Raw genomic sequence first — 26,061 nt, 5'->3', positions numbered from 1 at the left:
TCAGATGCTGTCCAGTTCCTTCAATAACGCTTGAGCGTGATAAGCCTTGTCCAGCAGATGCAGGATGGCGCGGCTGTCCACCGCGATGGCGCGGGCTTTGGCGTCGCTATAGACATGGCCGCCGGCCAGTCCTTCCAGATTGCTGTCGAAGATCAGGCCGACCAGTTCGCCCTTGGCGTTGACCACCGGCGAGCCGCTGTTGCCGCCGATGATGTCGACGGTGCTGACGAAATTGAACGGCAAGTCGGGGTTGATGGCGCGGCGTTGTTTCACCAAAGCGTCGGCCAGTTGGAAGGGCGGGCGCTGGTCGAAGGCGCTGGCGCGGGCGTAGACGCCGCCTATCACCGTTTTCCAGGGGGTGGCGATGCCGTCGGCGTCGTAGCCGGCCACTTTGCCGTAGCTCAGCCGCAGCGTGCCGGTGGCGTCCGGCGGCACGCTGTCGCCATACAGTTTGAAGCGGGCCTGGCCCAACTGGGCGGCGGCCTGCCGCAGCGGCATGTATGCCTCGTTTTCAAAACCGCGTTCCAGTTGGCGCCGCAGCGGGTAGAGCTGGCGCGCCGCGGCGATGAGCGGGTCGGCGCTGGCGGCGATGGCCGCCGCGCCGCCGTCCAGCAGCCTTTGCCGTTCGCCCGCCAGATTGAGTTTGCTGCCGCTGATCAGGCGGCGAGCTGCCGCCGCCGGTTCATCCTGGCCCAGCAGGATGCGCACGGCGGGATGCTGATCGCCCAGCTTGGCGCGCATCTGTTCCAGCTGTCCGGTCAGCCGCGCGATTTCCAGCTCGGGGTAGACCGGAGTGTCGGCGCGGATTCTGCGCTCCTGATCCGGCAGATCGCTATTGCTGTAGCCGTTCAGCCGTTCGCCTTCGGGCAACTGGCGTTCCGACGCGAGCTCTACCAGCGCCCCGGCGCGGGACAGCAGCGTGTGGTGGCCATAGCTGACGAAATAACTTTCCAGGAAATGGCTGCGCTGGTAATCGACGGCCTGATCGACGGCTTGCCACGGGTCGCCGGCCAAGCCTGCCTGGCGATAAGCGGTTTTCAGCTCGGTTTCTTCTTTGCGCTTGGCGGCTTCCAGTTCCGGCTGGCGCAAGGCTTTGTATTCGCCATTCATCGATTTGAGCCAGTTCTCGGTGCCGAACAGCGTGTCATTGGCCTGGCGCGCCGCTTCGGGCGAGCTTGCCGCATAGCGATGCAACAGCGTCTGCTGCATCCGCGCATCCGCCAATTGCAGCGGCAAGGTCACGTCGCGGCGCAATTGCAGCTGGGCCAGCGTTTCCAGCCGGCTGGTGCGGCCGGGATGGCCGGCGACGAAGATCGCTTCGCCCTCTTTCACGCCCTGGCGGGATAGCTTGAGGTAATGCGGCGGCCGATAGGGTTTGCCGTTTTGGTAAACGCGCAGCAGCGTCATGTCCAGCGCGTGGCGCGGATAGACGAAGTTGTCGTCGTCGCCGCCGAAGAAAGCGGCATTGAATTCCGGCGCGAAAACCAGCCGCACATCCTTCCATTCCCGGTAGCGGTAAAGCTGATAGACCGCGCCGTTATACAGGCTGACGACTTCGCATTTGAGCCCGGATGCCTTGTCGCAGGCCTGCTCGGTTTCGGCGATGGCGGCCTTGCGGCGGCTGGCTTGTTGTTCGGCCGGCAGGCTGGCCGGAGAGGCGGCCTGGATGGACGCGGTCACATCCTGCCAGGATTCCAGCACGCGGGCGGTGCCGTTGGGGCATTTCAACTCCTGCCGCCTGTCGCGCGCCAGATAGCCCTTGGAAACCAGATCGCGTTTGGCGCTGGAGAGCTGGTTCAGGCAGCCTAGAGCCACGTGATGGTTGGTCAGCATCAAGCCGTCCGGCGAGACGAAGGAGGCCGATGCGCCGAAATTGACCGCAGATCGGCGCAGATTGTCCAGCCACGCCGGCGTCAGTTCCACGCCGTAGCGCTGCTTGATCTGCGCCAGCGGGGGGTGATCGAAAGTCCACATGCCCTCATCGGCGCGGGCGTGGATGGAGGCGGCCAGGGCCAGGGAAAGAAAAATTGCCGTTCGCATGATTTCGCAATGAAAGAAATGTTGCTTGTCATCATAGCTGAATAAAATGCCAATTGAATAGTGCGGGATTGTCGCGGCATCTAGGGGGAGGTACTATTCCTCCACTGCATTGTCATGCGCGGCGCCGTCGAAACGGAGGGGCTCCATGGCCAGAAAAATAGAGGAAACCATGCAAATGAAGAAACTGCTGCCGCTGACCCTGCTGCTGTGCCTGCAGGCGGCCTGGGCCGGCCCCGCCGAAGAGCTGGATTACGGCGCTTACGGCATTGATTTGAAGGGCATCGACCACTCGGTGCGCATCCAGGACAATATTTCCTTGCATGCCAACGGCGCCTGGATGAAGCGCGTGGAAATTCCGGCGGAGCGCTCGTCCACCGGCATCGCGGAATATCTGTACGACCTGAACCAGCAGCGCGTCCGCGAGATCATCGAACACGCGTCCGGCGACGCCTCCTCGCCGGAAGCGCGCAAGATCGCCGATCTGTATCAGAGCTTCATGGACGAGGCCGCCATCGCCAAGCTGGGCCTGAAGCCCTTGCGCGGCCGGCTGGACGAAATCGCCGCGCTGACTTCCGCCAAGCAAGCTGTGGCCTATATGGGCAAGCTGCAAGGCCAGCCGGTGGACACGCCGTTCCGCTTTTATGTTCAATCCGATCCGAAGAATTCATCGGTCTACCTGGCTGGCCTCAGCCAGTCCGGCCTGGGCATGGATCGCGACTACTATCTGGCCAAGTCGGCGGATTTCGCCGCCGCGCGCCAGGCTTATCAGCGTTATCTGGCCAAGTTACTGACGCTGGCCGGCGAAAAGCGCGCCGACGCCCGCGCCAAGGCCGTGTTCGCCCTGGAAGACAAGCTGGCCCGGATTCAATGGAGCAACGTCGAAAACCGGGATGTCCAGAAAACCTACAACAAAGTGGCCGTCGCCGATCTGGGCAAGCGTTTGCCCGGCTATGACTGGCCGCAGCTGATTGCAGCCGCCCAGTTGTCCGCGGCCAAGGACATCAATCTGGATCAGCCCAGCTATTTCGCCAAGCTGTCCGGCGTGCTGGCGAAAACGCCGGCCGCGGTGCTGAAGGATTACCTGACCCTGCGGACGCTGGACGCGTACGCCTCCAGCCTGGATCCGGCATGGGTCGCCGCGCACTTCGACTTCTACGGCAAAGTGCTGGATGGCCGCAGCGCCGACCGTCCGCGCTGGAAGAAGGCGGTATCGCTGGTCAATGAAGGCGTAGGCGAGGCGGTGGGCAAGCTGTATGTGGCCAAGTACTTCACGCCGGAGGCCAAGCGCCAGGCCGATGAGCTGGTGCACAACCTGCTCAAGGCCTACGACCAGAGCATAGACACGCTGGCCTGGATGGAGCCCGCCACCAAGCGCGAGGCGCACGCCAAACTGGCCAAGTACACGCCCAAGATCGGTTATCCGGACAAATGGCGCGATTACGGCTCGCTGGAAATCAAGGCCGATGATCTGGTCGGCAACATCACCCGCATCAGCGAATTCAACTACAAGCGCGACGTGCAGCGCCTGGGCGAGCCGGTGGACCGCGCCGAGTGGGGCATGACGCCGCAAACGGTGAACGCCTACTACAACCCGGCGAACAACGAGATCGTGTTCCCGGCGGCCATCCTGCAATCGCCGTACTTCGATCCCAAGTTCGATCTGGCGGTCAATTACGGCAGCATCGGCGCCACCATAGGCCATGAAATCAGCCATGGTTTCGACGACCAGGGCCATCAGTACGACGGCGACGGCAATATGCGCAACTGGTGGACGCCGGCGGACGAGAAGCACTTCAAGGAGGTGACGGCCAAGCTGGTCAAGCAGTACAGCGCCTTCGAGCCGGTGAAGGGCCATCATGTCAACGGCGAGCTGACGCTGGGCGAGAACATCGCCGACAACGCCGGCCTGGAAATCGCCTACAAGGCCTACCACATCGCCCTGGGCGGCAAAGAAGCGCCGGTGATAGACGGCATGTCGGGCGACCAGCGCTTTTTCCTGGCCTTCGCCCAATCGTGGCGCAGCAAGAGCCGCGACGCCTCGGTGGTGAAGCAGATCGTTTCGGACCCGCATACGCCGGACCTGTATCGCCCCATCGGCACGGTCAGCAATCTGGAGCCGTTCTACCAGGCCTTCGGCGTCAAGCCGGGCGACAAGATGTATTTGCCGCCAGAGCAGCGCTTCCATCTGTGGTGGTAAGCGCGGCGTAAAGAAAATGGCAGCCTGTTGGCTGCCATTTTTGTTTCCGCTTGGCGCTTAGAAGCTCAGCCCCGCGCCCAGGTAGGCGCCGTCGGCCAGGGTGCGGCTGCGCTGGCTGTCGTTGCGGCGGATGTCGAAGTAGCGGTAGCCGGCTTCCACGCTGAAAGGGCCCACCACGTTCCAGCGCACGCCGGCGCTGTAGTCGGACACGCGGTTGACGCTGCCGCTGGCGAAGCTTTCCGGCGCGTAATAGGCCTGGCCGAAGACGGTGACCTTGGGCATCACATCCAGGCTGGCGCGGCCGCCTATCAGCGCGGCGGTGGCGGAGCCGCTGTCCGGCGACAGCGCCATCAGCTTGCCGCCGGCGGCGATGGAAACCGGGCCCAGCGGCAGCGCGAATTCCAGGCCGGCGCCGCCGGCGCTGCCCTTGTGGTCGCTGTTGACGTAATCGAGGTTGATGCCTATGCCCAGGCCGTTCGGCGTGCGGGAGAACTGCTGGAAATCATGGCCGGCGCCGGCGATGTAGTCGGCGGCTTGGGCGCCGCCGGCCAGCGCGGCCAGCGCCGCGGCGAGAGCGAGTTGTTTCATTTGTCACTATCCTGTTTAAAAGTAAGGTAGATAGTGACTACTTCGCCAAAGTTCAACCGCTCAGTCTTTGTTCCAGCGACAGCACCATCGCTTTCAGCGCCGATACTTCCGCTTCCAGCGCGGCCACGCGGCCGGTCAGGCCGACATCTATCATTTCACAGACGGGCGCGGACACGGGAACGGCTTGCGGCTCGCCGGCCAGCAGATGGCACCAGCGCGCTTCGCGCTCGCCCGGCTGCTTGTCCAGCTTGAAGGTCAGCGGCGGGTATTTGTCGGCCAGCGCGTTCAGCGCCGTTTCCACTTCCTCCACGCCGGAGAAACTGTAGATGCGGCCGGAGCGGGTGCGGATTTCGGCCGAGGTTTGCGGGCCGCGCAGCATCAGCAGCGCCAGCGCCGCCAGCCGCGCGCCGTCGATATTCCACTCGTAGTTGAGTCGGTGCTCGTACTTGGCCACCCGGCTGCCGGCCGGCAGGCGTTCGGCCACCAGTTTTTTGGCGATCAGCGCATCCAGCGCGGCGCTGATTTCCGCCTCGGACAACTGCATCACCGGCTCGCGGCTGGTGAGTTGATTGCAGGCGCTGGCGAGGCCGTTCAGCGTCATCGGATAGGCATCCGGGGTCAGCGCCTGCTTTTCGGCCAGCGCGCCCAGCACGCGGATTTCGGCCGGGTCGAGTTGGTGCGTCTCCATATTTTCTCCACGGACTGACAATACTGTCATCATCGCACCAAATCGGCCCCAAGTCCTGCGCCGGCTTAGTTTTCGCCGCGTTTTTCCAGCGCTTCTAGCTGGCGCAGCCGGCGGATCTCGCGGCGGCGGCTGTCGCGCTCTTCCTCATCCAGCGCGCGGTACAGCGAGACCGCCATGCCTATCATGATCAGCATGAAGGGCAGGGCGCTGACGATTAGCACCGCCTGCAGCGCCTTCAAGCCGCCGCTTTGCAGCAGCACCAGCGCCACGGCGGCCAGCAGCACGCCCCAGATCAGCTTGACCCGGTGGCTGGGGTTGAGGCTGCCGCCGCTGGTGAACATGCCCAGCACGAAGGTGGCGGAGTCGGCCGAAGTGACGAAGAAAATGATCACCAGCAGCATGGCCAGCAGCGACAGAATATGGCCGCCCGGCAGGTGTTCGAACATCACGTACAAGGCGGTGGAAACATCGCTTTTCACCGCGCCGACCAGGTCCACGCCGCCGAATAGCTGCAGATCCAGCGCGGTGCCGCCAAAGGCGGAGAACCAGACGAAGCTGGCTACGGCCGGCACCAGCAGCACGCCGACCATGAATTCGCGTATGGTGCGGCCGCGCGAGACGCGGGCGATGAACATGCCGACGAACGGCGCCCAGGTGACCCACCAGGCCCAGTAGAACAGCGTCCAGCTGGCCATCCAGTCGCCCTGGCTGAACGGGCTCATCCGCAGGCTGGTGCTGGTCAGATTGCCCAGGTAGTCGCCCAGCGTGGTGGTGAAAGTGTCGAAGATGAAGCCGGTGGGGCCGAGCAGCACCACGGCCAGGAACAACAGCAGCGCCAGCGCGATATTGAGATTGGACAGCCACTTGATGCCGCGCGACAGGCCGGTCAGGGACGACAGCAGGAACAAGGCGGTGGCGATCACCACAATGGCCACGGTCAGCCAGTCGGACGGCTGGACGCCGAACAGCATCTGCAGGCCGCTTTCGATCTGCAGCGCGCCGAAGCCCAGCGTGGTGGCCACGCCGAACACGGTGGCCAGCACCGCCAGCACGTCGATGGCGATGCCGATCGGGCCGTCCACGCGCTCGCCCAGCAATGGGCGGAAGGCGGCGCTGATCAGGCCTTTCTGGCCGCGATTGAATTTGAAATAGGCCAGCGCCAGCGCGGTCAGGCTATACACCGCCCAGGGGTGAAGGCCCCAGTGGAAGAACACATGGCGCATCGCCAGCCGCGCGGCCTCGGCCGATTCCGGCGTGGTGGCTTTGCTGGCGGGGGTGGCGAAATGGGAGATCGGCTCGGCCACGCCCCAGAACACCAGGCCTATGCCCATGCCGGCGGAAAACAGCATGGCGAACCAGCTCATCCGAGAAAACTCGGGCTCTTCGTCTTCTTTGCCCAGGCGGATATGGCCGAAGCGGCCGAAGGCCAGGTAGAGGGCGAACAAAAGGAAGCCGAACACCGACAATAGATAGAACCAGCCGAAGCGGGAAATGGTGAAGCTCAGCCATTGGCTGGCGGCCTGGGTCATGTGCTCGGGGGCGATCACGCCCCACAAGGCGAATAAAACGGTCAACAATAACGATAGGCGCAGGACCATCGGGACTCCTGTGAATGCGGCGGCGCGAGCCTCGCGCGAGGCGGGCCGCTGCTGGGGATGGCAAGACTGGCGGCTCGTGGCGAGCGCCGCGGACGGCCCGGCAAGGCGGGCGCGAGAGGGATAGCGTCAGCGCGAGCGCATAAATCGGCCTGTGGTCGGCAGATTCAGCGATAAGGTTCGGCGGCTATCCTGATGAATAATTGAATGAAATCAATTGCTTGATTTTTAGGTTAACATTATTAGCATTTTCTTGTAAACCTTGGCGGCGTATTTTTTACGCAGACGGGGCGGCTTGACAGCGGCGGCGGCCTTCGCCAACCTGTCGCGTTTGCCGGATGAGCGCAGTTGGGAGCGGATGATGATTCGAGTGGATATTTTGCTGGTGGAGCAAGGGCTTGCGGCATCGCGGACCGCGGCGCAGAACCTGATCGCCGCCGGGCGCGTCAGCTGCGACGGCGCGCTGATCGGCAAGGCCAGCCAGAAGTTTCCGCAGCATGCCGAATTTGTCGTCGTCGCCGACGAAGCGGACCGTTATGTCTCGCGCGGCGGTTTGAAGATGCAGGGCGCGCTGGCCGCGGCCGGACTGGATCCGAGCGGCTGGGACGCGCTGGATGTGGGCCAGTCCACCGGCGGCTTCACCGATTGTTTATTGCAAGCCGGCGCGCGCCGGGTGGTGGGCGTCGATGTCGGCCACGACCAGTTGCATGCGCGGCTGCGCGAGGATGCGCGGGTGCGCTTTTTCGAGGGCGTGAACGCGCGAGCGCTGGATCACGCGGCCTTGCTGGCGGCCAATGACGGCGATGGCTTCGATCTGATGGTCTGCGACGTGTCCTTCATCTCGCTCAGCCTGGTGCTGCCCTCGGCCCTGCCGTTGCTGAAGCCGGGCGGCCGCTTGCTCAGCCTGGTCAAGCCGCAGTTCGAAGTGGGGCGCGAGGGTCTGTCCAAGGGCGGCATCGTCCGCGACGAAAGCCTGTACCCGCGGGTGCAGGACAAGATCAATCAGGTGCTGGCCGAGCAAAACATGCGCGCGCTGGCCTGGTTCGACAGCCCGATCAAGGGCGGCGACGGCAATCGCGAATTCTTCGTTCACGCAGTGAGGCGCTGAGTCGCATCCCTGCTGTCCGCCGAGATGGGCTGCTTGGGCAATCTCATCAGACCCTCGATTCCCGTAGGGCGGAAGCCCGCAAGCGGGCGTTCCGCCGACATACTGCAAAGCCGGACTCTTTGCTGACCTCTGGCATTGTCGGCATTGCGCCGTTCGCGTCTGGCGAATCGCCCGCAGGTCGGTCATGCGGCCATCCGCATGCTTACTCTACGCTGATGTCCTCATCCTCGGTGCTGCGCACCACCAACAGCGGAATCGGACTGCGGCGCAGGATGTCTTCGGCGAAGCTGCCGAGGAAGAGATGGGCCAGGCCCTTGCGGCCGTGGGTGCCCAGCACGATCAGATCGGCTTGTTGCGATTGGGCGTAGCCGATCAGCAAGTCGGCCAGGTCGTGGCCGCCTTCCCAGCTTTTTTCCAGGTGGCTGGCCACATTGATCAGGCCGGCGTCGCGCGCCAGCTTCTGCGCCCGGGCCAGCGCCTCTTCGCCTTGTTGCAAGGCCAGATCGTATCCCGGATCGCCGGCGTAGACGCCCAGGCTGTCCACGGCCAAGTCGCGCAGGCTGGCGATGTGCACCAGCGTCAGGCGGGCGTCGGTATGCTTGGCCACGCGGATGGCCTCGTTCAGCGCCTTGTCGGAATTGTTGCTGCCGTCTATCGCGGCTATCAGATGTCGATACATGAGCTGCTCCTTGCATTGCGGCTGGTGGGGATGCCTTTAGCATACCCATCCGGGCGGCTGCCGTCATGATGTCCGAACGGACGCTTGATCCAGCGCAAACGGCGGCCATGGCCGCCGCCGGCTCAGGCCAAGGGGCCTAGGTATTGGCGCTCCCAGGTGGTGACCTGGCGATGGTAGTCGTTCAACTCCACTTCCTTCACCGCCAGATAGGCGCGGCTGAACTCCGCGCCGAATAGCGACTCGGCGGCGGCGCCGGCCTGCATCGCGCCGCAGGCCGCGTCCAGCGTGGACGGCAGGCTGGCGGATTGCTGCTTGAACACATTGCCGCGCACGGCTTCATCCGGCGTCAAGCCTTGCTCGATGCCGGCCAGGCCCGCGCCCAGGCTGGCGGCCAGCGCCAGGTAGGGGTTGGCGTCGCAGCCGGGCAGGCGGTTTTCCACGCGGCGCGCTTCCGGGCCGGATACCGGCACCCTGAGGCCTACCGAACGGTTGTCCAGGCCCCAGCTCAAGTTGACCGGCGCGGCCATGCCCTTGACGAAGCGGCGGTAGGAGTTGGGATTGGGACAGAACAGCGGCATCAGCTCCGGCAGATAGCGTTGCAAGCCGGCGATGAAGCCGAAGAATGCCGGGCTTTCCGAGCCGTCTTCGCGGCTGAAGGCATTGCGGCCCTGGCGGTCGACGATGCTCTGGTGGAGGTGCATGGAACTGCCGGGCTGGCCGGGCAGCGGCTTGGCCATGCAGACGGCGTTGAGGCCGTGGCGCAGCGCGGTTTGCTTCAGTGCGGTCTTGAACAAGAAGGTGTCGTCGGCCAGCTTCAGCGCGTCGCCGTGCTTGAGGTTGATCTCGAACTGGCTGGGGCCCATTTCGTGCACGCAGGTGTCGGTGGCGATTTCCAGCTGTTCGCAGGCGAGGTAAAGGTCGTCGAAGAACGCTTCCAGCTCGCCCAAGGCTGAAAAGCCGAAGGCGTCGAAACCGGCTTCGCGGCGGCCGCCGGCCAGCGGCGGGGCCTGGAAGGGCGCGGCCGGATCGCCGTGGGCGGCGAACAGATAAAACTCCAGCTCCGGCGCGACGATGGGCGTCCAGCCGCGGGCGGCGTAACGCTGCAGCAGGGTTTTGAGCACCGAGCGCGGCGCCAGCGGCGACAGGCTGCCGTCGTGGTCCACGCAGTCGCAAATCACCATGGCGCGCGGCGTTTTGGCCCACGGCACCGGCCGCAGCGTGGCGTAGTCCGGCGCCAGGGTCACATCGGGGTCGTGTTCGCCGTAAAAGCTGTAATCGGGGAATTCGCCGACGCAGCTTTGCAGCGGCACCGCGCGGGCGATGCGCAAAGCCTGCCCCTGGATGAAGGCGGCGGCGGGGAGGGTCTTGCCACGGGGAAAGCCGTGGACGTCGGCGAAGGCGAGCTCCACGTCTCGCACCTTGCGCTGTTGCAGCCATTCGATACGGCCTGCCGGCATGCGGGCATCAGACATACGTTTCTCCACTGAAGCGTGCTGGGGTTCCTGTCTGTCCTCAGTTTTTTTTCTTGCTTTCATGGAGCGTGCGCCCGTCCCCCATTATGCCAGCCGCAACGGCGGCGGCAAGGGGGGAGTGGTGTTACAAGCGGAAGCGGCCTACGGTCTGGTGCAGATTGGCCGCCTGCTGGTCGATGGCGCGCACCGCCGCCACCGCGTGGCTGACCGCGTTCTGGGTTTCTTCCACCACGCCGGCCACCTGTTCGACATTGCCGGCGATATTGGTGCCGGCCTGGCTTTGCTCGCCCATCGCCACCACCACGCCGTGCACCCGCTCCAGCGCGGCGCTGGCCTGCTGGTTGATGGCCTGCAGCGTTTCCGCCGCCTGCTGCACCTGATCGACGCCGGATTCCACCGCCGGGCGGATTTCGTCCATGCGGCCGGACACCATGCCGGTGTCGTCTATCACCGCCTGCACGATATTGCTGATCTCGTCGGTGGCGCTGGCGGTGCGCTCGGCCAGCTTGCGCACTTCGTCGGCCACCACGGCGAAGCCGCGGCCCATCTCGCCGGCGCGCGCCGCTTCGATGGCGGCGTTCAGCGCCAACAGATTGGTCTGGTTGGCGATGTCGCGTATGGTTTCGGCGATGCTGCTGATGCTGCGGCTGCGCTCGGCCAGCTGGCTGACCATATCGCTGGCGCCGCGGACCTGGTCGGCGATGCGGCGGATGCCGTCGGCCGCTTCGCCGGCCTTGCCTTGTCCCTGGCCGGCCAGCACCGCGGTGTCGCGCGCGCCAGTCTCGGTGTCGCGGGTGCTGGCGCTGACGTGGTCGATGCTGACCGACAGCTGTTCGATCGCCGCCGCCGCGGAGGTGGTGGACGAGCTGGCGATGCCGGATACCTCGTGCACTTTTTCCATGTCTTCGGTCAGTTGATGGCAGGACTGGTTGATGCTGGCGGTGGCGCGGCTGATCTCTTCTATCATCTGCCGCAGCTTGGTCTGCATCTCGCCCATCGCGCCCAGCAGGCTGTCCGGCCCGCCTTTGGCGGCGATGGCGAGGCTGAGGTCGCCGCTGGCGATGGCCTTGACCACCTGCGCGGCATAAGCCGGCTCGCCGCCCAGCGAGCCGAGGATGGAACGCGCCATGCCGCCGACCAGCACCGCCAGCACGGCCACGCAGACCGCCGCCACGATCAGCAGCGTGCGCGCCTCGCTCCAGAACAGCTGGTCGATGTCGTCGATGAAGATGCCGGTGCCCACGGTCCAGTCCCAGGGAGCGAAGCGGAACACGCCGTTGAGCTTGGGCAGCTCCTCGGCGCCGGAGCCGGCGCGCTTGGTCTGGATCACCAGGACGCCGTAGTGGTCCTGCTGCATCGCTTCCTCGTAGGCCTGCACCGTGGTGCGGCCGTCCGGCAGCTTGCTGCCTTCATCCACTTTGCCCACCCGGTCCTTGCTGGGGTGGAACAACACCAAGTGGTCGCGGTTGCGGCCGAAGAAATAGATGTCGTCCACTTTCAGCGCCGCCAGCGCGGCGATGGCCTGCTTTTGCGCCTCGGCGCGCGGCATGCCTTGCTGCTCCAGCTGCTGGAAGTGGCTGAGCGAGTTTTCCGCCATTTTCAGGAGATGCACGATCTGTTCCCGCTTTTCCTGATGCAGGGTGGCGCGGGTGGACAGCAAGGCGACGGTGGACAACGCGAGCAAGGCGAGCAGGCTGGCGGCGATGATGACGATCAGACGGGTATTAAGCTGCATGTTCACACTCTGTTGCGGGGACGTTTGCGACGACGCCCGCGGCCGCGGGGCGGGGCGGGCGTCTGTCGATTATGCTGAATTATTGTTTCAGTCTAGTCCAGAGTATCAAAATCACCGTTCAAACTTTTCACTATTTGACCTGAGCCGCGCAGGGCAACCGCCCGCTGGCGACGGCGGCGTCGAACAATTGGTAGTCGCGCTCCACCTGATCGGCGTAAGCCTGGGCGTAGTCGGCCAGGGCGAGGTCGAACTTGTCCGACTGGCCCAGATAGCCGGCGATCTCGGCCGCGCAGCCGCCGGATTTGGCATGGGCGCGCGCCAGCGTCCAGGCGCAAGCTTGGCCGTAGCTGGCCAGCTCTTCGGCGCTGGCGAAGGTTTCCAGGGCCGGCGCGCCCTTCATGTCGCGCAGCTGGCGCATGTAGAAGTGGCGGCCGTCGTCGCTGCGGGTCCAGCCTAGGAACAGGTCGCTGGTGGCTTGCATCAGCCGCTGGCCGAACACCACGCGCTTGCCCTGATTGCCATGCACGCACTGCTGGGTGAAGGGCTCCAGCACCGAGGCGCGGGCCTCCTTCAGTTGCAGGAACAGCGGCTGGTCGTAGTCGTCCTGCAGCAGCAGAACCAGGCAACGGGTGCCGACGCTGCCCACGCCCACAACTTTGAATGCCGCGTCCACCAGCCGGAAGCGCTGCAGCAGCTCGCGGCGGTCTTCCTTCAAGGTGGCGATGTAATGCTCCAGCATGCCGCCCACCTTGGCCACACTGTCCGCGCCCAGCCAGTCGTCGCAGGCGGCCAGCGGGCTGCCGGGCTCGTCCAGGTGGAAGATCACCGGAGGGTTGTCGCGCAGCCGCAGCGCGCCGTCTTCGCTTTCGGTCATCTTGGGCAGCAGCCGCTCTTGGGTTTGGCTGCGCGCCTTATCCGCCACTTTCAACAGCTGCTGGCGCATCGCCTCGTCGGTGGCGTGCGACAGCAATTGCTCGAAGCCGACCTTGTTGTACCACAGCTCCAGCTGGCTCATTTGCGAGAAGACCTGCGTGCGGCGGCGATAGGTGCTGGCTAATCGTTGCACCATGGCATGGGCGTCTTCCGCCGCGAAACCGCGGCTGCGCGCCGCCAGCACCAGGCTGACCGCCAGCCGTTTGACGTCCCATTCCCACGGGCCGGGATGGGTTTCGTCGAAATCATTGATGTCGAACACCAGATGGCGTTCCGGCGAGGCGAAGAAGCCGTAGTTCATCAGATGGGCGTCGCCGCAGATCTGCAGGCTGATGCCGCTGTCCGGGCCGGCGGCCAGGTCGGCGGCCTGGATCATCGCCATGCCGCGGAAAAAGGTGAACGGCGACACGCGCATCCGCGCGTAGCGCAGCGGCGCCAGCGTGGGCACCCGGCCCTGCGAGGTGGACTCCACCAGCGCCAGCACGTCTCTGTCCTTGGCCAGGGAGCATTCCGCCTGGCGGGTGCGGGAACAGTCCTGACGGCGCGCCTTGCCGTCGGCGTAATGTTGTTCGTACTTGGGGTGGGAAACAGACATCGGCAACATCCGGTTATGGCGTGATCATGACAGTGTAACCGCAGAGCCGGCCGTTTGCCGACTGACGGCGGTCGGCTTTATGCACAGTTTGTTAGAAAATTATCCACACTATGCACAGGAGGCTGTGGATGGATTGGCTTGTTCACATCCAGGGCGATGGGCATGGCGATTTGCTGACGCTTATGCACAGAGTTGTCCCGACTTATTCAACTTGCCCACAGCCAGGCGCATTTTCTGCAATTTATTCACAGCGGCTTGCCGGCGCAGCGCTGGATCAGTTTCTTCCAGGCCGGGCTCAGCGGCAGGCCATTCAATTGCACTTGCAGCTGGCTGCCGTCGGCCTGCCTAAGAATGTCCACGCTGGTGCCGGAGGCGTCGTTGACCGGATTGCGCAAGGTCAGGCTGCTGCCGGCGGAGGCGTCGCGCCGCTCGATGAAATCAGGCGGGATGTGCAGTTTCTGCAAGCCCTGCTGAATGCATTCGGCCACTTTTTCAGGCGGGTGGGCGGAGGAGAGTGCGGGCGGAGGATTGGCGGTTTCGGCGGAGACGGCGGCAAAAGGCAATAGCGCGATCAGCAGCGCGGACAAGCGGGGAGGCGGCATCGTTGAATTCTGCAAAGGGTGGTTCGATGCCGGTTGGTGGTGGAGAGGCCGCCATGGGTTCCTGGCGGAAGGGCGGCCAAGTGTTAAGCGATGTTACAGAAAGCGGTCGCCCGGCTGGCAGCGGCGCAGGAAGGCCAGCATCTCGGCCACGCGCGCTTCGCCCTCTGCCGGCGCCCAGGCGGCGGTATCGGCCGGCGGGATAGGCTGGTAAGGGCCGCGCTTCACTTCGAACACCACCGAGCCCGGCTCCAGCGACACCACCGAATGCCAGGTGTTGGCCGACATTTCAAACACGCGCGCGCCGTCCGCGCCCAGGCGGTGGCGGGCGACCACGGTTTCGCCGGCGGCGTCGAATTCTATCCAGTCCAGCGAGCCGGACAGCATGATCAACAGCTCCGGGCTGCCGGGATGGCGGTGCGGGCGGACATAGGTGTCCGGTTCCATGGCGATGGCCAGGCGCTGGATCTCGTCTTCCAGTTGTTCATGCAGATTGTGGTGGGCGCGCTGGCGCGGCGCACAGGCGGCCTTGGCGGACATGGCCGCCAGGTCTTGATTGGTCAGGGTTTTCATTTTTTGCAGGCGAGCGTGTGAGGCTAAAGCCTAGCATTATGGCGTGAAATGGAGGGGCTGTCTGGGAGTGGAGTGGCTTGCTGATAGGTAAGGTGGATCGGTAATCGTACGCGGCAGAACAATTAAGTCGGTCTAGATATTGACGGGCATCGCACATGCCATAAGCAGTCGGACAATGTAAAAAGTAACAAAATAAATGACATTGACATTTTTTGTTTTTAAGATTAGCTTGATTCTTACTCAGGCCTGAGTATTTTCAATCAAGATGTTGATTCGCAATAATATAAAAGGATATTCAAAATGCAAACATTAACCATGGCTGAGTTAGAGTGTGTGAGCGGCGGAGCTGCAACGAAAAAATACCCTACACCAAGGCCCACTAAGATTGATGCCAGCGGTAGCGTGAGTGGTGGATTCAGCATCAGCTGGGGAAATGGTGGTGGGAAGATAGATGCTAGTGGAACAGCCACTGGACGAATCAAGGCTCAATAGCTTTTGTATTTGACTTTACGAAGGGGCGATATGCCCCTTTGGTACTTGAAATGAGAAAATATCACCATATTGCAGCATGGGTCGTGTTTGCTTTAAGCGTGCTGGTGTGTTGTTTGTTTTGCCTAAGGTGGCGGCAAGGGCAAGAGGAAAAGCAATTGTTGGATACTTCCCGTCAGGCGGATTGCTGGAAGCAGGCAGGCTGTGGATGGGTCAGAGTCAGTGCTGAAGTTTTGGCATTCAATGGAGTGATTGCCGCGAAGAACACCTATGCTGATTTCGTTTCCCATTTTGATGATCAAGTCAAGCTTGTTCGTCTTAATTCGATGGGCGGAGATGTCGACTCGGCTTTGAAAATAGCTCGAGTCATGGCTGCGCATAAAGTGGATGTGGAAGTAAGAGGTTTATGCTTCTCTTCATGTGCGAATTACTTGCTGTTGGCAGGGCAACGTAAGGTTATTCATGGTCTGGTTGGCTATCATGGATGCCTGAGCTGTTTTGATGTCGATGCAAATCTTGTAGTCGCTCACTCCAAAGACGCGCCTCTGTCGGCTGCGCTGATTGAGCACCGTATATTAGAGTTCAAAAAATTCCAGCTATCGGAAGGCAGTTTTTTTCGAAACCGGGGAATAAGCATGGGAATACTGAAAGTGAGTAACCGTCCAGACAAGGGACGCAATGATGGCAAGGTATATTTGATGCTTATTCCCTCCCGCGCGCAGCTGGAGGCGGATGGTTGGAAGGGGCTGGAGGGCGAACAGGATTGGGGATTGGCCCGGGCTTTTAATCGGCTATACCAGCAGAAAAAAGCGGATTTGCCCATTGTTTATGATGCACCCGCCCTGCATGGCTGGAGCGGGGTGCGAGACAAGCTGGAAACCGGGATACTCAGCACAGTCATTGGCCGGATATAGCGCCCCTCACCTGTTTCGGAGAGGGGCGTCCAAAATTTTACTGCCTGATCTGCCCATCCCCCAACACGATCCACTTCTGGCTGGTGAGGCCGGTCAGTCCGACTGGGCCGCGGGCGTGGATTTTGTCGGTGGAGATGCCGATTTCCGCGCCTAAGCCATACTCGAAGCCGTCGGCGAAGCGGGTGGAGGCGTTGACCATCACGCTGGACGAATCCACTTCGCGCAGGAAGCGGCGGGCGCGGCCGTAGTCTTCGGTGACGATGGCGTCGGTGTGGTGGCTGCCCCACTGATTGATGTGCTCAATGGCCTCATCCATGTCCTTCACCACGCGGATGGCCAGGATGGGGGCCAGGTATTCCGTGGCCCAATCTTCCTCGGTGGCCGGCCAGACCTTGTCGCCCAAGATCACGCGGGTGCGCTCGCAGCCGCGCAGCTCCACGCCTTTTTCCCAATAGGCTTCCGCCAGCCGCGGCAGGATGAATTCGGCGAAGGCTTGGTGCACCAGCAGCGTTTCCATGGTGTTGCAGGTGCCGTAGCGGTGGGTCTTGGCATTGACCGCGATCTGGAAGGCCTTGTCCGGATTGGCGGTGTCGTCGATGTAGACGTGGCAGTTGCCGTCCAGATGCTTGATCACCGGCACCCGCGCTTCGGCGCTGATGCGGGCGATCAGGCCCTTGCCGCCGCGCGGCACGATCACGTCCACGTATTCCTGCATCTTGATCAATTCGCCCACCGCCGCGCGGTCGGTGGTTTCCAGCACCTGCACCGCTTCCGGCGGCAGGCCGGCCAGGCGCAGGCCTTCATGCACGCAGGCGGCGATGGCCTGGTTGCTGTGGAAGGCTTCCGAGCCGCCGCGCAAAATGGTGGCGTTGCCCGATTTCAGGCACAAGCCGGCGGCGTCGGCGGTGACGTTGGGACGGGCTTCATAGATGATGCCCACCACGCCCAGCGGCACCCGCATCTTGCCCAGCTGGATGCCGGACGGGCGGTAGCTCATCTCGCTGACCTCGCCCACCGGGTCCGGCAGCGAGGCGATCTGGCGCAGGCCGTCGGCCATCGCTTGCACGCCCTTGGCCGACAGCGTCAGCCTATCCAGCATGGCTTCTTCCAGGCCGGATTTGCGCGCGGCGTCCAGATCGGCCTGATTGGCCGCCAGCAGTTTGGCTTGGTCGCGGACGATGGCGTCGGCGATGGCCTGCAGGGCGGCGTTTTTCTGGCTGGTGTCGGCGCGGGCGAGAAAGCGCGACGCCTTGCGCGCGGCTTTGCCCAGCTGTTGCATGTATTCCTGTACGTTCATGTGCGGCCCCTGGCATCTTGTTTTCACGGATTGGCTTCAGCTTAAACCAAAGCGCAGCCTGGGGCCAGACAGGATGGGACTGGGTATTGGCTATTGTCGGGCAGGCGGTTCGCGCCAGCGCGGCTGCGGGACGATGGCGGGCGCGGCGGGTTGTTCGGTGAAGTGTGGCGACAGAATCTGCACGCCGAATTCGTTGAAAGCATCGAGCGCATGGCCCAGCAGCGCGTCCAGCACATCCGGCGGGTTGGCGCCCTGCGCCACTTTGACTTGCAGCTCGTATTCTATGTAGAAATCCTGCAGCGCCAGCTTGCGCACGCGCGGCGTCCATTGCGGGTCCACGCCTTCGCAGCGGCGCGCGGCCAATTCCAGCAGCCCGGCCACCTGCCGCCAGGGCGTGTCGTAGCCTATGGTGAGGCGGGTGGCGATCAAGGCGCCGTCTTCGCCGTCGTGGCGGCTGAAGTTGTGGATGCGTCCGCCCACCGCCACAGCGTTGGGGATGGTGATTTCAAATCCTTGGCAGGTGGCGATCTTGGTGGACAGCGCCGACAGCTCGCTGACGGTGCCCTCCACTTCGCCGACGCGCACATAGTCTCCCGCCCGCAGCGCGCGGGAATAGATCAGCACCAGGCCGCTCATGGCGTGGTTCATCAAGCCGGCCGAGCCTAGCGTCACCATCAGGCCGAAGAACACGCTGACGCCCTTGAAGGCATCGCTGCCGGCGCCGGGCAGATAAGGGTAGGCCACGATCAGCGCGAACAGCCACAGCGCCACGCCGGCCAGGCGGCGGGTCGCTCCTACCGTCTCAGCGTGCAGGCCGGGCAAGTCCAGCTGGCCGCGTTCCACCGCGCCGAACAGCAAGGCCAGCGCCCGGTGCAGCAGCCGGGTGAGCAGGAAAATCACCGCCACGGTGGCGAGGCCGGGCAGCGCCGACAGGATGTCGTCGACGATGGTGGCGACCAGCTGCCAGAAGGAATCGCCCAGCTTGCGGCCCAGCGGCCGGGTGTAGGGGAACAGGCCCAGCGCGTAGCTGAGCCAGACATAGCCGGCGGCCAGCGCCGACAGCAAGGCGGTGATGTCCACCAGCTGGCACTCGGCGGCGCGCAGGAAATGGTGAAAATCGAAGCGGCCGCCCAGCCAGGGCAGCTTGCCGAGCGGCTGTTGCTGCAAGCGGAGGCGCGAGGCGCCGCGCAAGCGCATGATCAAGGACAGCAGGGCGATGAAAACGGCGGTGGCGAGCAGGGCCAGCAAGCCGGCCTTGACCATCTGCTCGGGCGAACGCTGTTCCAGCGCGGCCTGGCGCAAATCGTTGAGCCGGTCTTGCGCGCGGGCGGCGGCCTGTTCCAGCGTCAATTGGTCGCCGGGATCGAGATCGTCCGCCAGCAGCGTGAACAGCGGCTTGCCGTTGATGCTCAGCGCGATGCCGCGCAGGCGGGGATCGGCCAGCGGCGCGGTCTTGACCGGCTGCTTCAAGTCGTTGGCGTCCAGTTCCTGGATGCGCTCCACCGTGCGCTGCAGCCGTTGCTCCGGGCTCAGGCTGGCCTGCTTGGCCAGAAACAGGAAGATGGGGCGGTTGTCCAGCTCCAGCGTGCGGGCGCGGTCGGCGGCGGAAGGGTTGGCGCGCGGCTCGGCGGCCCAGGCGGGCAGGCATAGCGAGAGCAGCAGCAAGAGGCGGAGCAGGGCCATAGGGTCTCCATGACGGGCGGCTTTTTTGCATCATCGCACAGCCGCCCGTCCGCGCGCACCTCGTCAGGCCAGCCGCATCGCCAGCCGGTAGCGCTGCGGCGCGAAGCGCGCGGTCAGCAGCAACAGCAAGGCCACCGCGCCGGCCAAGGCCAGCCAGGCCAAGGAGAAGCTGGCGGTGACGTCGCGCAGCCAGCCGGCGAAGAAGGGCGCGCAGGCGGCGATCAGATAGCCTATCCCCTGCACGAAGGCCGTCAGCTGGCCGGCGGCGCGGCTGTCGTCCAGATGCGACAAGGTCAGAATCATGCTGAGGGGAAACAGGCCGCCCACGCCCAGTCCCAGCAGGCCCACCCACAGCAGCATCAGTTGATCCTGCGGCAGCGCCACCATGCCCAGCAAACCCGCCAGCGTGAAGCACAGGGCCAGCGCCAGCCAGCCGCGCAGATCAGGGCCGCGCGCCGATAGCGCCGGCAGGGTCAGTCCGGCCAGCACTTCCATGCCGGTCATATAACTGAGCATCAGCCCGCCTTGCTGGCCGCTCCAGCCCAGTTGCACGAAAAACGGCGGCAGCCAGGCCAGCGAGCAGGTATAGACGGCGGTGCCGAGGCCGAAGTAGCCGGCCAGCAGCCAGGCGCGCGGCAGGCGGGAGGGCGAGGCGGCAGCGCTTGCCGGGGCGGAGCCGCCTGTCGCAGCGGGCGCATTCCGCCACCATAAGCAGCAGCCCAGCGCGGCGGGCAAGGCCCACACCGCCAGGCCCAGCTGCCATTGGCCGCTGGCCTGGGCCAGCCACGGCGCGCCGGCCGCGGCCAGCGAGGCGCCACCCATGATGGCGGTCACGTACAGGCCCATCAGCAGCGAGACCTTGTCGGGGAAGTGATGCTTGATCAAACCGGGCAGCAAGGCCTGGGCCAGCGCGATGCCGCAGCCGGCCAGCAAGGCGGTGGCGAGCAGCGCGGGGTAGCCGGGAGGAGACAGGCGCAGCGCGCAGGAAAGCAGGATCAGCGCCAGCGCCAGCAGCACGCCGCCGCGCGCGCCCAGCCAGGCTTCCAGCCGGCTGCCGGCGAACGCGCCCGCGCCCATGGCGGCGATAGGCAGGGTAGTGAGCAGGGCGGCGTCGCTGAAGCGGATGCCGGTGGCGTGGCGTATCGGTTCCAGCAAGGGGCCGATGGCGGCCAAGCAGGGGCGCAGGTTGAGGCCCGCCAGGATGATGGCGCAGGCCAGGCCGAGAGAGGAGCGGGAGGTGCTGGGATTCATGGTGTTCTCCGCGTCAGTGTTGGCGCAAAAAGGCGAGCAGGGCGTCGTTGAAGGCCGCGGCGCTGTCCACATTGGCCACGTGAGCCGCGCCGGGCAGAATCGCGAAGCGCGCGCCGGGCACTTGGGAGGCCATCCATTGGCCCAGCGCCGGCGGCGACACCTCGTCGCACTCCCCCGCCAGATACTGCGCGGGCGCGGCGATGGAGGCCAAACGGTCGGCGAGGTGGTAGTCGGCCAGTCCTTCGCAGATGCGGGCTTGCGATTCGCCGTCCGCCTGCGCCGCCTGGGCATGCCATTGCCAGTACAGCGCCTGCCCGGCGGGGCTGGCGCGGAAGGCGGCATTGAGATTGCGCGGCCAGCTTTGCTCCAGCCGCTTAAGAGGACCATCCGGTTCGCGCAAGGTCTGCTTCCACGTGGCCAGCATCTGCCTGGCTTCGTCTGAGGCGGTGGAGGGGAAGCTGCAGGCCACGGTCAGGCTGCGCACCCGCGACGGCGCGTCCAGCGCCAGTTGTTGCGCCGCCATGCCGCCCAGGGACAGGCCGACGATATGGGCCTGGGGCAGATCCAGGTGGTCCAGCAGCGCGACGCAGTCGGCGGCGAGATCGGCCACGCTGTAGGGCGCGTCCAGCCGCGACGAAGCGCCGTGGCCGGCGAAGTCGGGGGCGATCACGCGGTAGCCGGCCGAGCTCAGCGCTTGCAGCTGCGGCAGCCAGGCGCGGCCGCTATTGCAGATGCCGTGCAGCAGCAGCGCGGCGGGGCCGCTGCCATGATCCAGGTAGTAAAGCCGTCGATTCTGGTGGGTGTGATAAGCCATCGCGGTCTCCAATATTGCCTGGCGTCGGGCAAGCCGGGGGCGGCTGGCGCCAGCGGCGTCAGGGGTGGGAAAGCGGGAAAAGAGAGGCGCTTAGCCCTGCGATTCGCCGGGGAAGCCTTGCAGCCAGTGTTTGAGCAGGCTGGCCAATTGAGCGCGCTGCTCGGGGGCTAATGGAGCCAGCGCGTCTTCCATGGCGGCCACATGCCCTTCCAGCGCGCGGTCTATCAGTGCTAGCCCTGCCGGAGTCAGATGGATGCGCAAGGCGCGGCGGTCGTCGGGATTGGGCTGGCGCGACACCCAGCCGGCGGCCTCCAGCCGGTCCAGCCGCTTGCTGACGGCGCCGGAGGTGAGCATCAGGCTGGTGTAGAGATCGGTGGGGCAGAGGCCATCGGCGCCGCCGGCGCGGCGCAGCGTGGCCAGCACGTCGAACTCGCCGTCTTTCAGGCCGAAGGCGGCGAAGTTGCCGGCCAGCTGGTTTTGCAGATGGATGACGAGGCGGCCCAGGCGGCCGACCACCGCCATGGCGGTGCAGTCGACATCCGGGCGGGCCTGCCGCCATTGCTCGAGAATGCTATCTAGCTTGTCCATGAATTCATCATGGCACATATTTATCTTCCATGGAAGTTATTTCCTTGGAAGATAGTTTTAGTGTTGCTCAGGCTGCATTTTGGCCAATTCGGCGGCGCGTTCGGCAGTGGCGCGCAGCATGCAGTCGGCGCCGGTCAGCGCCTCGGCGGTGCCGCCGTCCGGATCGACATAAGCCTGGCAATTGGCCTCGCGGTATTGCAGCCACAGCCTTTGCGCGGCCAGCAGGCGCGGCTGGCGCTTGCTGGAGAACTGCGCCATCAGCTTCTTGTAGTTGTCGTTCAGCAGCTTGTCCTGCTTGCCATGCTCGGTGTGGATGCAGTCCAGCATGGCGGCGGTGGAGGCGGCCTGGTTCATGCATTGGTCGTAATCGGCGCTGTAGAGCATGGCTTCATCGCCGCAGGAAAAGGCGGGCGCGGACAAGAGGCCGAGCAGCAGCGCGCCGGCGAAAGAAGTGCGATTGATCATGGCTGGGGCCTGTGAAAAGAAAACCGCCTCCAAGGATGGAGGCGGTTGCACTATAGCAGAGCGCTGGGGCGGCGTGTCGCGCGGCCCAGCCTGAATTACAGCGCCAGCGCGCCGGTCAGGTCGCCCGGCGGCTGCGCGCCGCGCTGATGGAAGGCCTGGTTGCGCACCTTGACGCCCTCCAGCTCCGGTAGGCCGTGCAGGCGGCTGATGAAGCGGATGATGGAGGTGGTGTCGTAGAAGGTGTGGTCGACATGGCCCTTTTTGGCGAAAGGCGATACCACGATGGCCGGAATGCGGCTGCCCGGGCCCCAGCGGTCGCCCTTGGGCGGCGCCACGTGGTCCCACCAGCCGCCGTTTTCGTCATGGGTGATGACCACCACCATATTCTTCCACTGCGGACCGCTCATCAGGTGCTGCAGCACGTTGGCGACGTGGCGGTCGCCGCTTTCCACGTCCGAGTAGCCGGCGTGCATGTTCAGGTTGCCCTGCGGCTTGTAGAAGGCCACCGCCGGCAGCTTGCCGGCCACCGCGTCGGCGATGAAGCGGTTGCTGATCGGGCTGTCGCCGAGGCCGCCGTCGCGCAGGTGCTCTTCGCGGGCCTTGGTGCCGGGCGCGAAGCTCTTGAAGTAGTTGAACGGCTGGTGGTGGTACTGGAAGTTGGGCGTGTCCGGGCCGCCCTTGCCTTCCAGCGCCGCCTGCCAGCTGCCGCCGTACCAGGCCCAACTGACGCCCTTGCGCGACAGCAGATCGCCGATGGTGTCATAGGTTTGCGGCGGCAGGGTGCCCGCGTCGGCCGGATCGGCGTAGCGCGGGTCGCCGCCTTCTGCCGGCTTGATATAGCTCGGTTGGAACGGCGGGGCCATGGTATTGACCGCGTAGCCGTCCGGCGTGATGGCGCCGTTGTTGACGAACTGCGGCGGGCCGTCCATCGCCGAGGTGGCCTGCTTCACCTTCAGCTTGTAGCCTTGCGGGCCGTCGTCCAGCACGGCGATCTTCTTGGCCGCCGCGGTGTCCTTGGCGTTGAAGTATTCCGGGGTGCGGGCCGAGATCAGGAACTGGTGGTTGAGGTAGGAGCCGCCGAAGGCCGCCATGAAGAAGTTGTCGCACAGCGTGTAGTGCTGGGCGATCTTCCATTGGTTGAGATTCTTGGCGGTTTCGCTGTAATGGCCCATCACCAGCGCGCCGGAGTCGGCCCAGGCGACGAACTGGTCGTTCTTGCCGCCGTTGATCTGCATCTGGTTCTGGTAGAACAAATGCCACAGGTCGCGGGTGATCACCGCTTCCGGCAGCAGCTGGCCTTCGGCGTCTTTCAGCGGGAAGGGGCCGTTGGGCAGGTTCTGGATGGCGTTTTCATCAATCAGGTAGTACTTGCCGGCGATGGTCTGGCCGCGCTGCACCATGCCGCCCCAGATCTTGGGCAGGTTTTTCAGCCTGGAGCCGTCGCGGTCCAGCTGGATACAGGCTTCGGCCGGCGCTTGCGACAGCGGGTGCTTCACGCCGGGGAAGTTGCCGTACAGATTGTTGAAGCTGCGGTTTTCCAGGTAGATCACCACCACGTTTTTCACACTGTGGCGCAGCTTGGCGTCCAGCGAGCCGTGGATGGCCGGCGCGGCTTCGGCGCTTTCGCTGGCGACGACCGGCAGCACGCTGGCGGCGCCGATGGCGGCCAGGCCTTCGAACAGGCGGCGGCGCGACGGATCTTGCGGGGCGGTTTCGGGAGCGGGGTGTTGCTTATCTTGTTCTGACATGGCGGCGTCCTCTATCCAATGGGAGCGGGATGGGAAAGTGCCGCCACTTTACTCCCCTTCAGTGAAGATATGAAGGCGGAGAGGCGTATGGCATGTCGCTCAGCCGCGTCGTTGGTGCGCGATCAGCCGCGCCACCGCGGCGCGGACTTCGGCGTTGTCTATGCTGGCGGCAGCCTGTTCCATGCCGTCCAGCGCGGCTTCGCTGATGGCCAAAGACTTGGGCTTCTTGGGGCGGACGACTTGCAGCGCCACCTTGACCCGCACCTTGGAGGCGATATAGCCCTGCTTGGCCAATTGCGGCAGCAGGCCGGGCGCGGTCATGCGCAGCCGGGCTGCGACGATGCCGTTGTCGGCATGCAGCACCAGCTCGTCGTCGCGGATGCGCACGGCGCGGCAGGCCTCGGCCATGGCGGCGGGGATCAGTTTCTTGAAGGCGCGGTCCAGCGCCATCAGCTCGCGCGCGGCGGCGGTCAGGCGGGCCAAGGTCTGATCCTGGCGGGTGATGTCGTTGAGCGGGCGTCCGGACATGGCGGTGGTTTCCATTGCAACTAAGCCCGCATTGTAACGATTGGCGGCGAACGCACCAAGCAGACGACAGGACAGGAGGCATCTGGCCTTTCGGCCGGGGGAAATAAAACAGGCGCGTCTGGCGACGCGCCTGCGGGGCAAAACCTGGGGGCAGGCTTACTGGCCGCCTTCCACATCTTCCAGGCTGAAGGTTTCGGTGTGGTCGTTGTAGGAGAAAATTTCGGCGTAACGGCCCCAACTGATCACGGTGTCCAGCGTCTCTTCGGCGGACTGGTCGGACAGAGAGTCTTCCAGTTCCTGGGCGAAGCGCAAGCGCGGCGCGCGCTGGCCCGGGCGCTCCTGCAGCACCTTGCGGATGTGGGCGGCCATCGGCACATTGCGCAGCAGGTGTTCGGCGAACAGCACCTTGCGCTCCTGGGTGCCGTAGTCGGCGAACAGCTTGCCGGCGGTGGTCAGCAGGATGTCGCCGTCCTTCAGCTCGACGAAGCCCAGGTGCTCGAGGATTTCCGCCACCGGGAACAGATCGTCCACTTCCAGGCGCAGCTTTTCCGCGATTTCCGGCATGTCGGCTTTGCCGAAGTAAGGCTCTTGCGCCACTTCCTCGATCAGGCCGGCCATCAGGTTGGTGGATACTTCGATCAGGTGGCTGCCGATTTCCAGCGGCAGCTTGTGCATGGTGTGGGCGCTGCGGCGCGCGGTCATCAGCGCGTAGATATCGTCCACCATCTTGCGGAACGCCGGGTCCAGCCGGTTGCGGCGGTGCGGGAACGGCACCTTGATCTCGGCCACCACGCGGCCGGGGTTGGACGACAGCACCAGGATGCGGTCGCACATGAACACCGCTTCTTCGATATTGTGGGTGACGATCAGCACCGACTTGATCGGCAGCTGCTTGTCGTTCCACAGGTCCAGCATGTCGGTGCGCAGCGTTTCGGCGGTCAGCACGTCCAGCGCCGAGAACGGCTCGTCCATCAACAGCAGCGTGGGATTGACCACCAGGCCGCGGGCGAAGCCGACGCGTTGGCGCATGCCGCCGGACAGCTCGCGCGGGTAGGCGTTTTCAAAGCCGTCCAGGCCGATCAGGTCGATGGCGGCCAGCGCGCGTCTGCGGCGCTCCTTGGTTTCCACGCCCAGCGCTTCCAGGCCGGCTTCCACGTTTTGCAGCACGGTCAGCCACGGAAACAGCGCGAAGGTCTGGAACACCATGGCCACGCCGTCGGCCGGGCCTTTCAAGGGCTTGCCCTGATAATTCACTTCGCCGCTGCTTTGCTGGATCAAGCCGGCGATGATGCGCAGCAGCGTGGACTTGCCGGAGCCGGAGCGGCCCAAGAGGCCGACGATTTCGCCTTCGCGCAGCGTCAGATTGACGTCGTCCAGCACCTGGATTTCGTCGCTGCCCTTGGAAAAGCCGCGGCAGACGTTTTTCAGCTTGAAGATTTCTTGTCCCAGGGTGGTGGTTTCTGTAGTCATGCTTGGTGCCCC

At 64.5% G+C, this 26,061-nt stretch carries 22 protein-coding genes; 3 read left to right on the top strand and 19 right to left on the bottom strand.

Annotated features, from left to right (window positions below):
* Positions 1–2,040 (bottom strand): S46 family peptidase, encoded by a 2,040-nt coding sequence (locus NKT35_RS05365; RefSeq protein ID WP_254299526.1) that lies wholly within the window; start codon positions 2,038–2,040, stop codon positions 1–3.
* Positions 2,041–2,215: 175 nt separating this feature from the next.
* Here NKT35_RS05365 and NKT35_RS05360 point away from each other — a divergent pair, with 175 nt between their 5' ends.
* Complete coding sequence (locus tag NKT35_RS05360) at positions 2,216–4,237, top strand: M13 family metallopeptidase (protein WP_254299524.1); 2,022 nt, start codon at positions 2,216–2,218, stop codon at positions 4,235–4,237.
* Positions 4,238–4,294: 57 nt separating this feature from the next.
* On the opposite strand, the gene NKT35_RS05355 is transcribed toward NKT35_RS05360, so the two are convergent.
* The 3 genes from NKT35_RS05355 to NKT35_RS05345 form a co-directional block, all read right to left on the bottom strand.
* Positions 4,295–4,825: a YfaZ family outer membrane protein gene (locus NKT35_RS05355; RefSeq protein WP_254299519.1), complete on the bottom strand. Its 531-nt coding sequence runs from the start codon at positions 4,823–4,825 to the stop codon at positions 4,295–4,297.
* 52 nt (positions 4,826–4,877) lie between these two features.
* On the bottom strand, positions 4,878–5,513 hold the full coding sequence (locus tag NKT35_RS05350) for a YceH family protein (protein ID WP_254299518.1): 636 nt from the start codon (positions 5,511–5,513) through the stop codon (positions 4,878–4,880).
* Positions 5,514–5,578: 65 nt separating this feature from the next.
* Positions 5,579–7,111 carry a glycine betaine uptake BCCT transporter gene (locus NKT35_RS05345; RefSeq protein WP_254299517.1) on the bottom strand — a complete coding sequence of 511 codons (1,533 nt, stop codon included), beginning with the start codon at positions 7,109–7,111 and terminating at the stop codon, positions 5,579–5,581.
* Between the two features lie 292 nt (positions 7,112–7,403).
* On the opposite strand from NKT35_RS05345, the gene NKT35_RS05340 reads away from it, so the two are divergent.
* A complete protein-coding gene (locus NKT35_RS05340) occupies positions 7,404–8,216 on the top strand; it encodes a TlyA family RNA methyltransferase (protein ID WP_254299516.1) in 813 nt (270 codons plus the stop codon).
* Positions 8,217–8,418: 202 nt separating this feature from the next.
* Here the strand turns inward: NKT35_RS05340 and NKT35_RS05335 are convergent, their stop codons facing one another.
* From NKT35_RS05335 to NKT35_RS05310, 6 genes are all read right to left on the bottom strand, one after another.
* Positions 8,419–8,895 carry a universal stress protein gene (locus NKT35_RS05335; RefSeq protein WP_254299515.1) on the bottom strand — a complete coding sequence of 159 codons (477 nt, stop codon included), beginning with the start codon at positions 8,893–8,895 and terminating at the stop codon, positions 8,419–8,421.
* Between the two features lie 122 nt (positions 8,896–9,017).
* On the bottom strand, positions 9,018–10,367 hold the full coding sequence (locus NKT35_RS05330; RefSeq protein ID WP_254299514.1) for a glutamine synthetase family protein: 1,350 nt from the start codon (positions 10,365–10,367) through the stop codon (positions 9,018–9,020).
* A 124-nt stretch (positions 10,368–10,491) separates the two neighbouring features.
* The gene (locus NKT35_RS05325; RefSeq protein ID WP_254299513.1) at positions 10,492–12,102 is read right to left on the bottom strand and encodes a methyl-accepting chemotaxis protein; all 1,611 of its coding nucleotides are present in this window, start codon (positions 12,100–12,102) and stop codon (positions 10,492–10,494) included.
* 130 nt (positions 12,103–12,232) lie between these two features.
* On the bottom strand, positions 12,233–13,630 hold the full coding sequence (locus NKT35_RS05320; RefSeq protein ID WP_254299511.1) for a DUF2252 domain-containing protein: 1,398 nt from the start codon (positions 13,628–13,630) through the stop codon (positions 12,233–12,235).
* A 245-nt stretch (positions 13,631–13,875) separates the two neighbouring features.
* Positions 13,876–14,232: a hypothetical protein gene (locus NKT35_RS05315; RefSeq protein ID WP_254299510.1), complete on the bottom strand. Its 357-nt coding sequence runs from the start codon at positions 14,230–14,232 to the stop codon at positions 13,876–13,878.
* Positions 14,233–14,325: 93 nt separating this feature from the next.
* Entirely contained in the window at positions 14,326–14,802 is a 477-nt protein-coding gene (locus NKT35_RS05310; protein ID WP_254299509.1) for a WbuC family cupin fold metalloprotein, read from the bottom strand.
* 542 nt (positions 14,803–15,344) lie between these two features.
* On the opposite strand from NKT35_RS05310, the gene NKT35_RS05305 reads away from it, so the two are divergent.
* Complete coding sequence (locus tag NKT35_RS05305; protein ID WP_254299508.1) at positions 15,345–16,205, top strand: hypothetical protein; 861 nt, start codon at positions 15,345–15,347, stop codon at positions 16,203–16,205.
* Between the two features lie 37 nt (positions 16,206–16,242).
* Here NKT35_RS05305 and NKT35_RS05300 read toward each other — a convergent pair whose 3' ends face one another.
* The 9 genes from NKT35_RS05300 to NKT35_RS05260 all read right to left on the bottom strand — a co-directional run bounded on the left by NKT35_RS05300 (position 16,243) and on the right by NKT35_RS05260 (position 26,049).
* Positions 16,243–17,502 carry a glutamate-5-semialdehyde dehydrogenase gene (locus NKT35_RS05300; RefSeq protein WP_254299507.1) on the bottom strand — a complete coding sequence of 420 codons (1,260 nt, stop codon included), beginning with the start codon at positions 17,500–17,502 and terminating at the stop codon, positions 16,243–16,245.
* Positions 17,503–17,592: 90 nt separating this feature from the next.
* Complete coding sequence (locus tag NKT35_RS05295) at positions 17,593–19,185, bottom strand: mechanosensitive ion channel family protein (RefSeq protein ID WP_254299506.1); 1,593 nt, start codon at positions 19,183–19,185, stop codon at positions 17,593–17,595.
* A 63-nt stretch (positions 19,186–19,248) separates the two neighbouring features.
* Positions 19,249–20,436: a cyanate transporter gene (locus tag NKT35_RS05290; protein WP_254299505.1), complete on the bottom strand. Its 1,188-nt coding sequence runs from the start codon at positions 20,434–20,436 to the stop codon at positions 19,249–19,251.
* Positions 20,437–20,449: 13 nt separating this feature from the next.
* Entirely contained in the window at positions 20,450–21,250 is an 801-nt protein-coding gene (locus NKT35_RS05285) for an alpha/beta fold hydrolase (RefSeq protein WP_254299504.1), read from the bottom strand.
* A gap of 90 nt (positions 21,251–21,340) precedes the next feature.
* The gene (locus tag NKT35_RS05280; RefSeq protein WP_254299503.1) at positions 21,341–21,838 is read right to left on the bottom strand and encodes a MarR family winged helix-turn-helix transcriptional regulator; all 498 of its coding nucleotides are present in this window, start codon (positions 21,836–21,838) and stop codon (positions 21,341–21,343) included.
* 57 nt (positions 21,839–21,895) lie between these two features.
* Complete coding sequence (locus tag NKT35_RS05275) at positions 21,896–22,303, bottom strand: lysozyme inhibitor LprI family protein (RefSeq protein WP_254299502.1); 408 nt, start codon at positions 22,301–22,303, stop codon at positions 21,896–21,898.
* 95 nt (positions 22,304–22,398) lie between these two features.
* The gene (locus NKT35_RS05270) at positions 22,399–24,051 is read right to left on the bottom strand and encodes an acid phosphatase (RefSeq protein WP_254299500.1); all 1,653 of its coding nucleotides are present in this window, start codon (positions 24,049–24,051) and stop codon (positions 22,399–22,401) included.
* Positions 24,052–24,150: 99 nt separating this feature from the next.
* Positions 24,151–24,579: a DUF721 domain-containing protein gene (locus tag NKT35_RS05265; protein ID WP_254299498.1), complete on the bottom strand. Its 429-nt coding sequence runs from the start codon at positions 24,577–24,579 to the stop codon at positions 24,151–24,153.
* Positions 24,580–24,735: 156 nt separating this feature from the next.
* Positions 24,736–26,049, bottom strand: a complete 1,314-nt coding sequence (locus tag NKT35_RS05260) for an ABC transporter ATP-binding protein (RefSeq protein WP_254299497.1) — start codon at positions 26,047–26,049, stop codon at positions 24,736–24,738.
* Between the last annotated feature and the right edge of the window lie 12 nt (positions 26,050–26,061).

Source organism: Chromobacterium sp. IIBBL 290-4 (assembly GCF_024207115.1).
GTDB lineage: Bacteria > Pseudomonadota > Gammaproteobacteria > Burkholderiales > Chromobacteriaceae > Chromobacterium.
The sequence above is the reverse complement of the archived record's forward strand: the minus strand, read 5'-3'. Positions and strand labels throughout refer to the sequence as shown.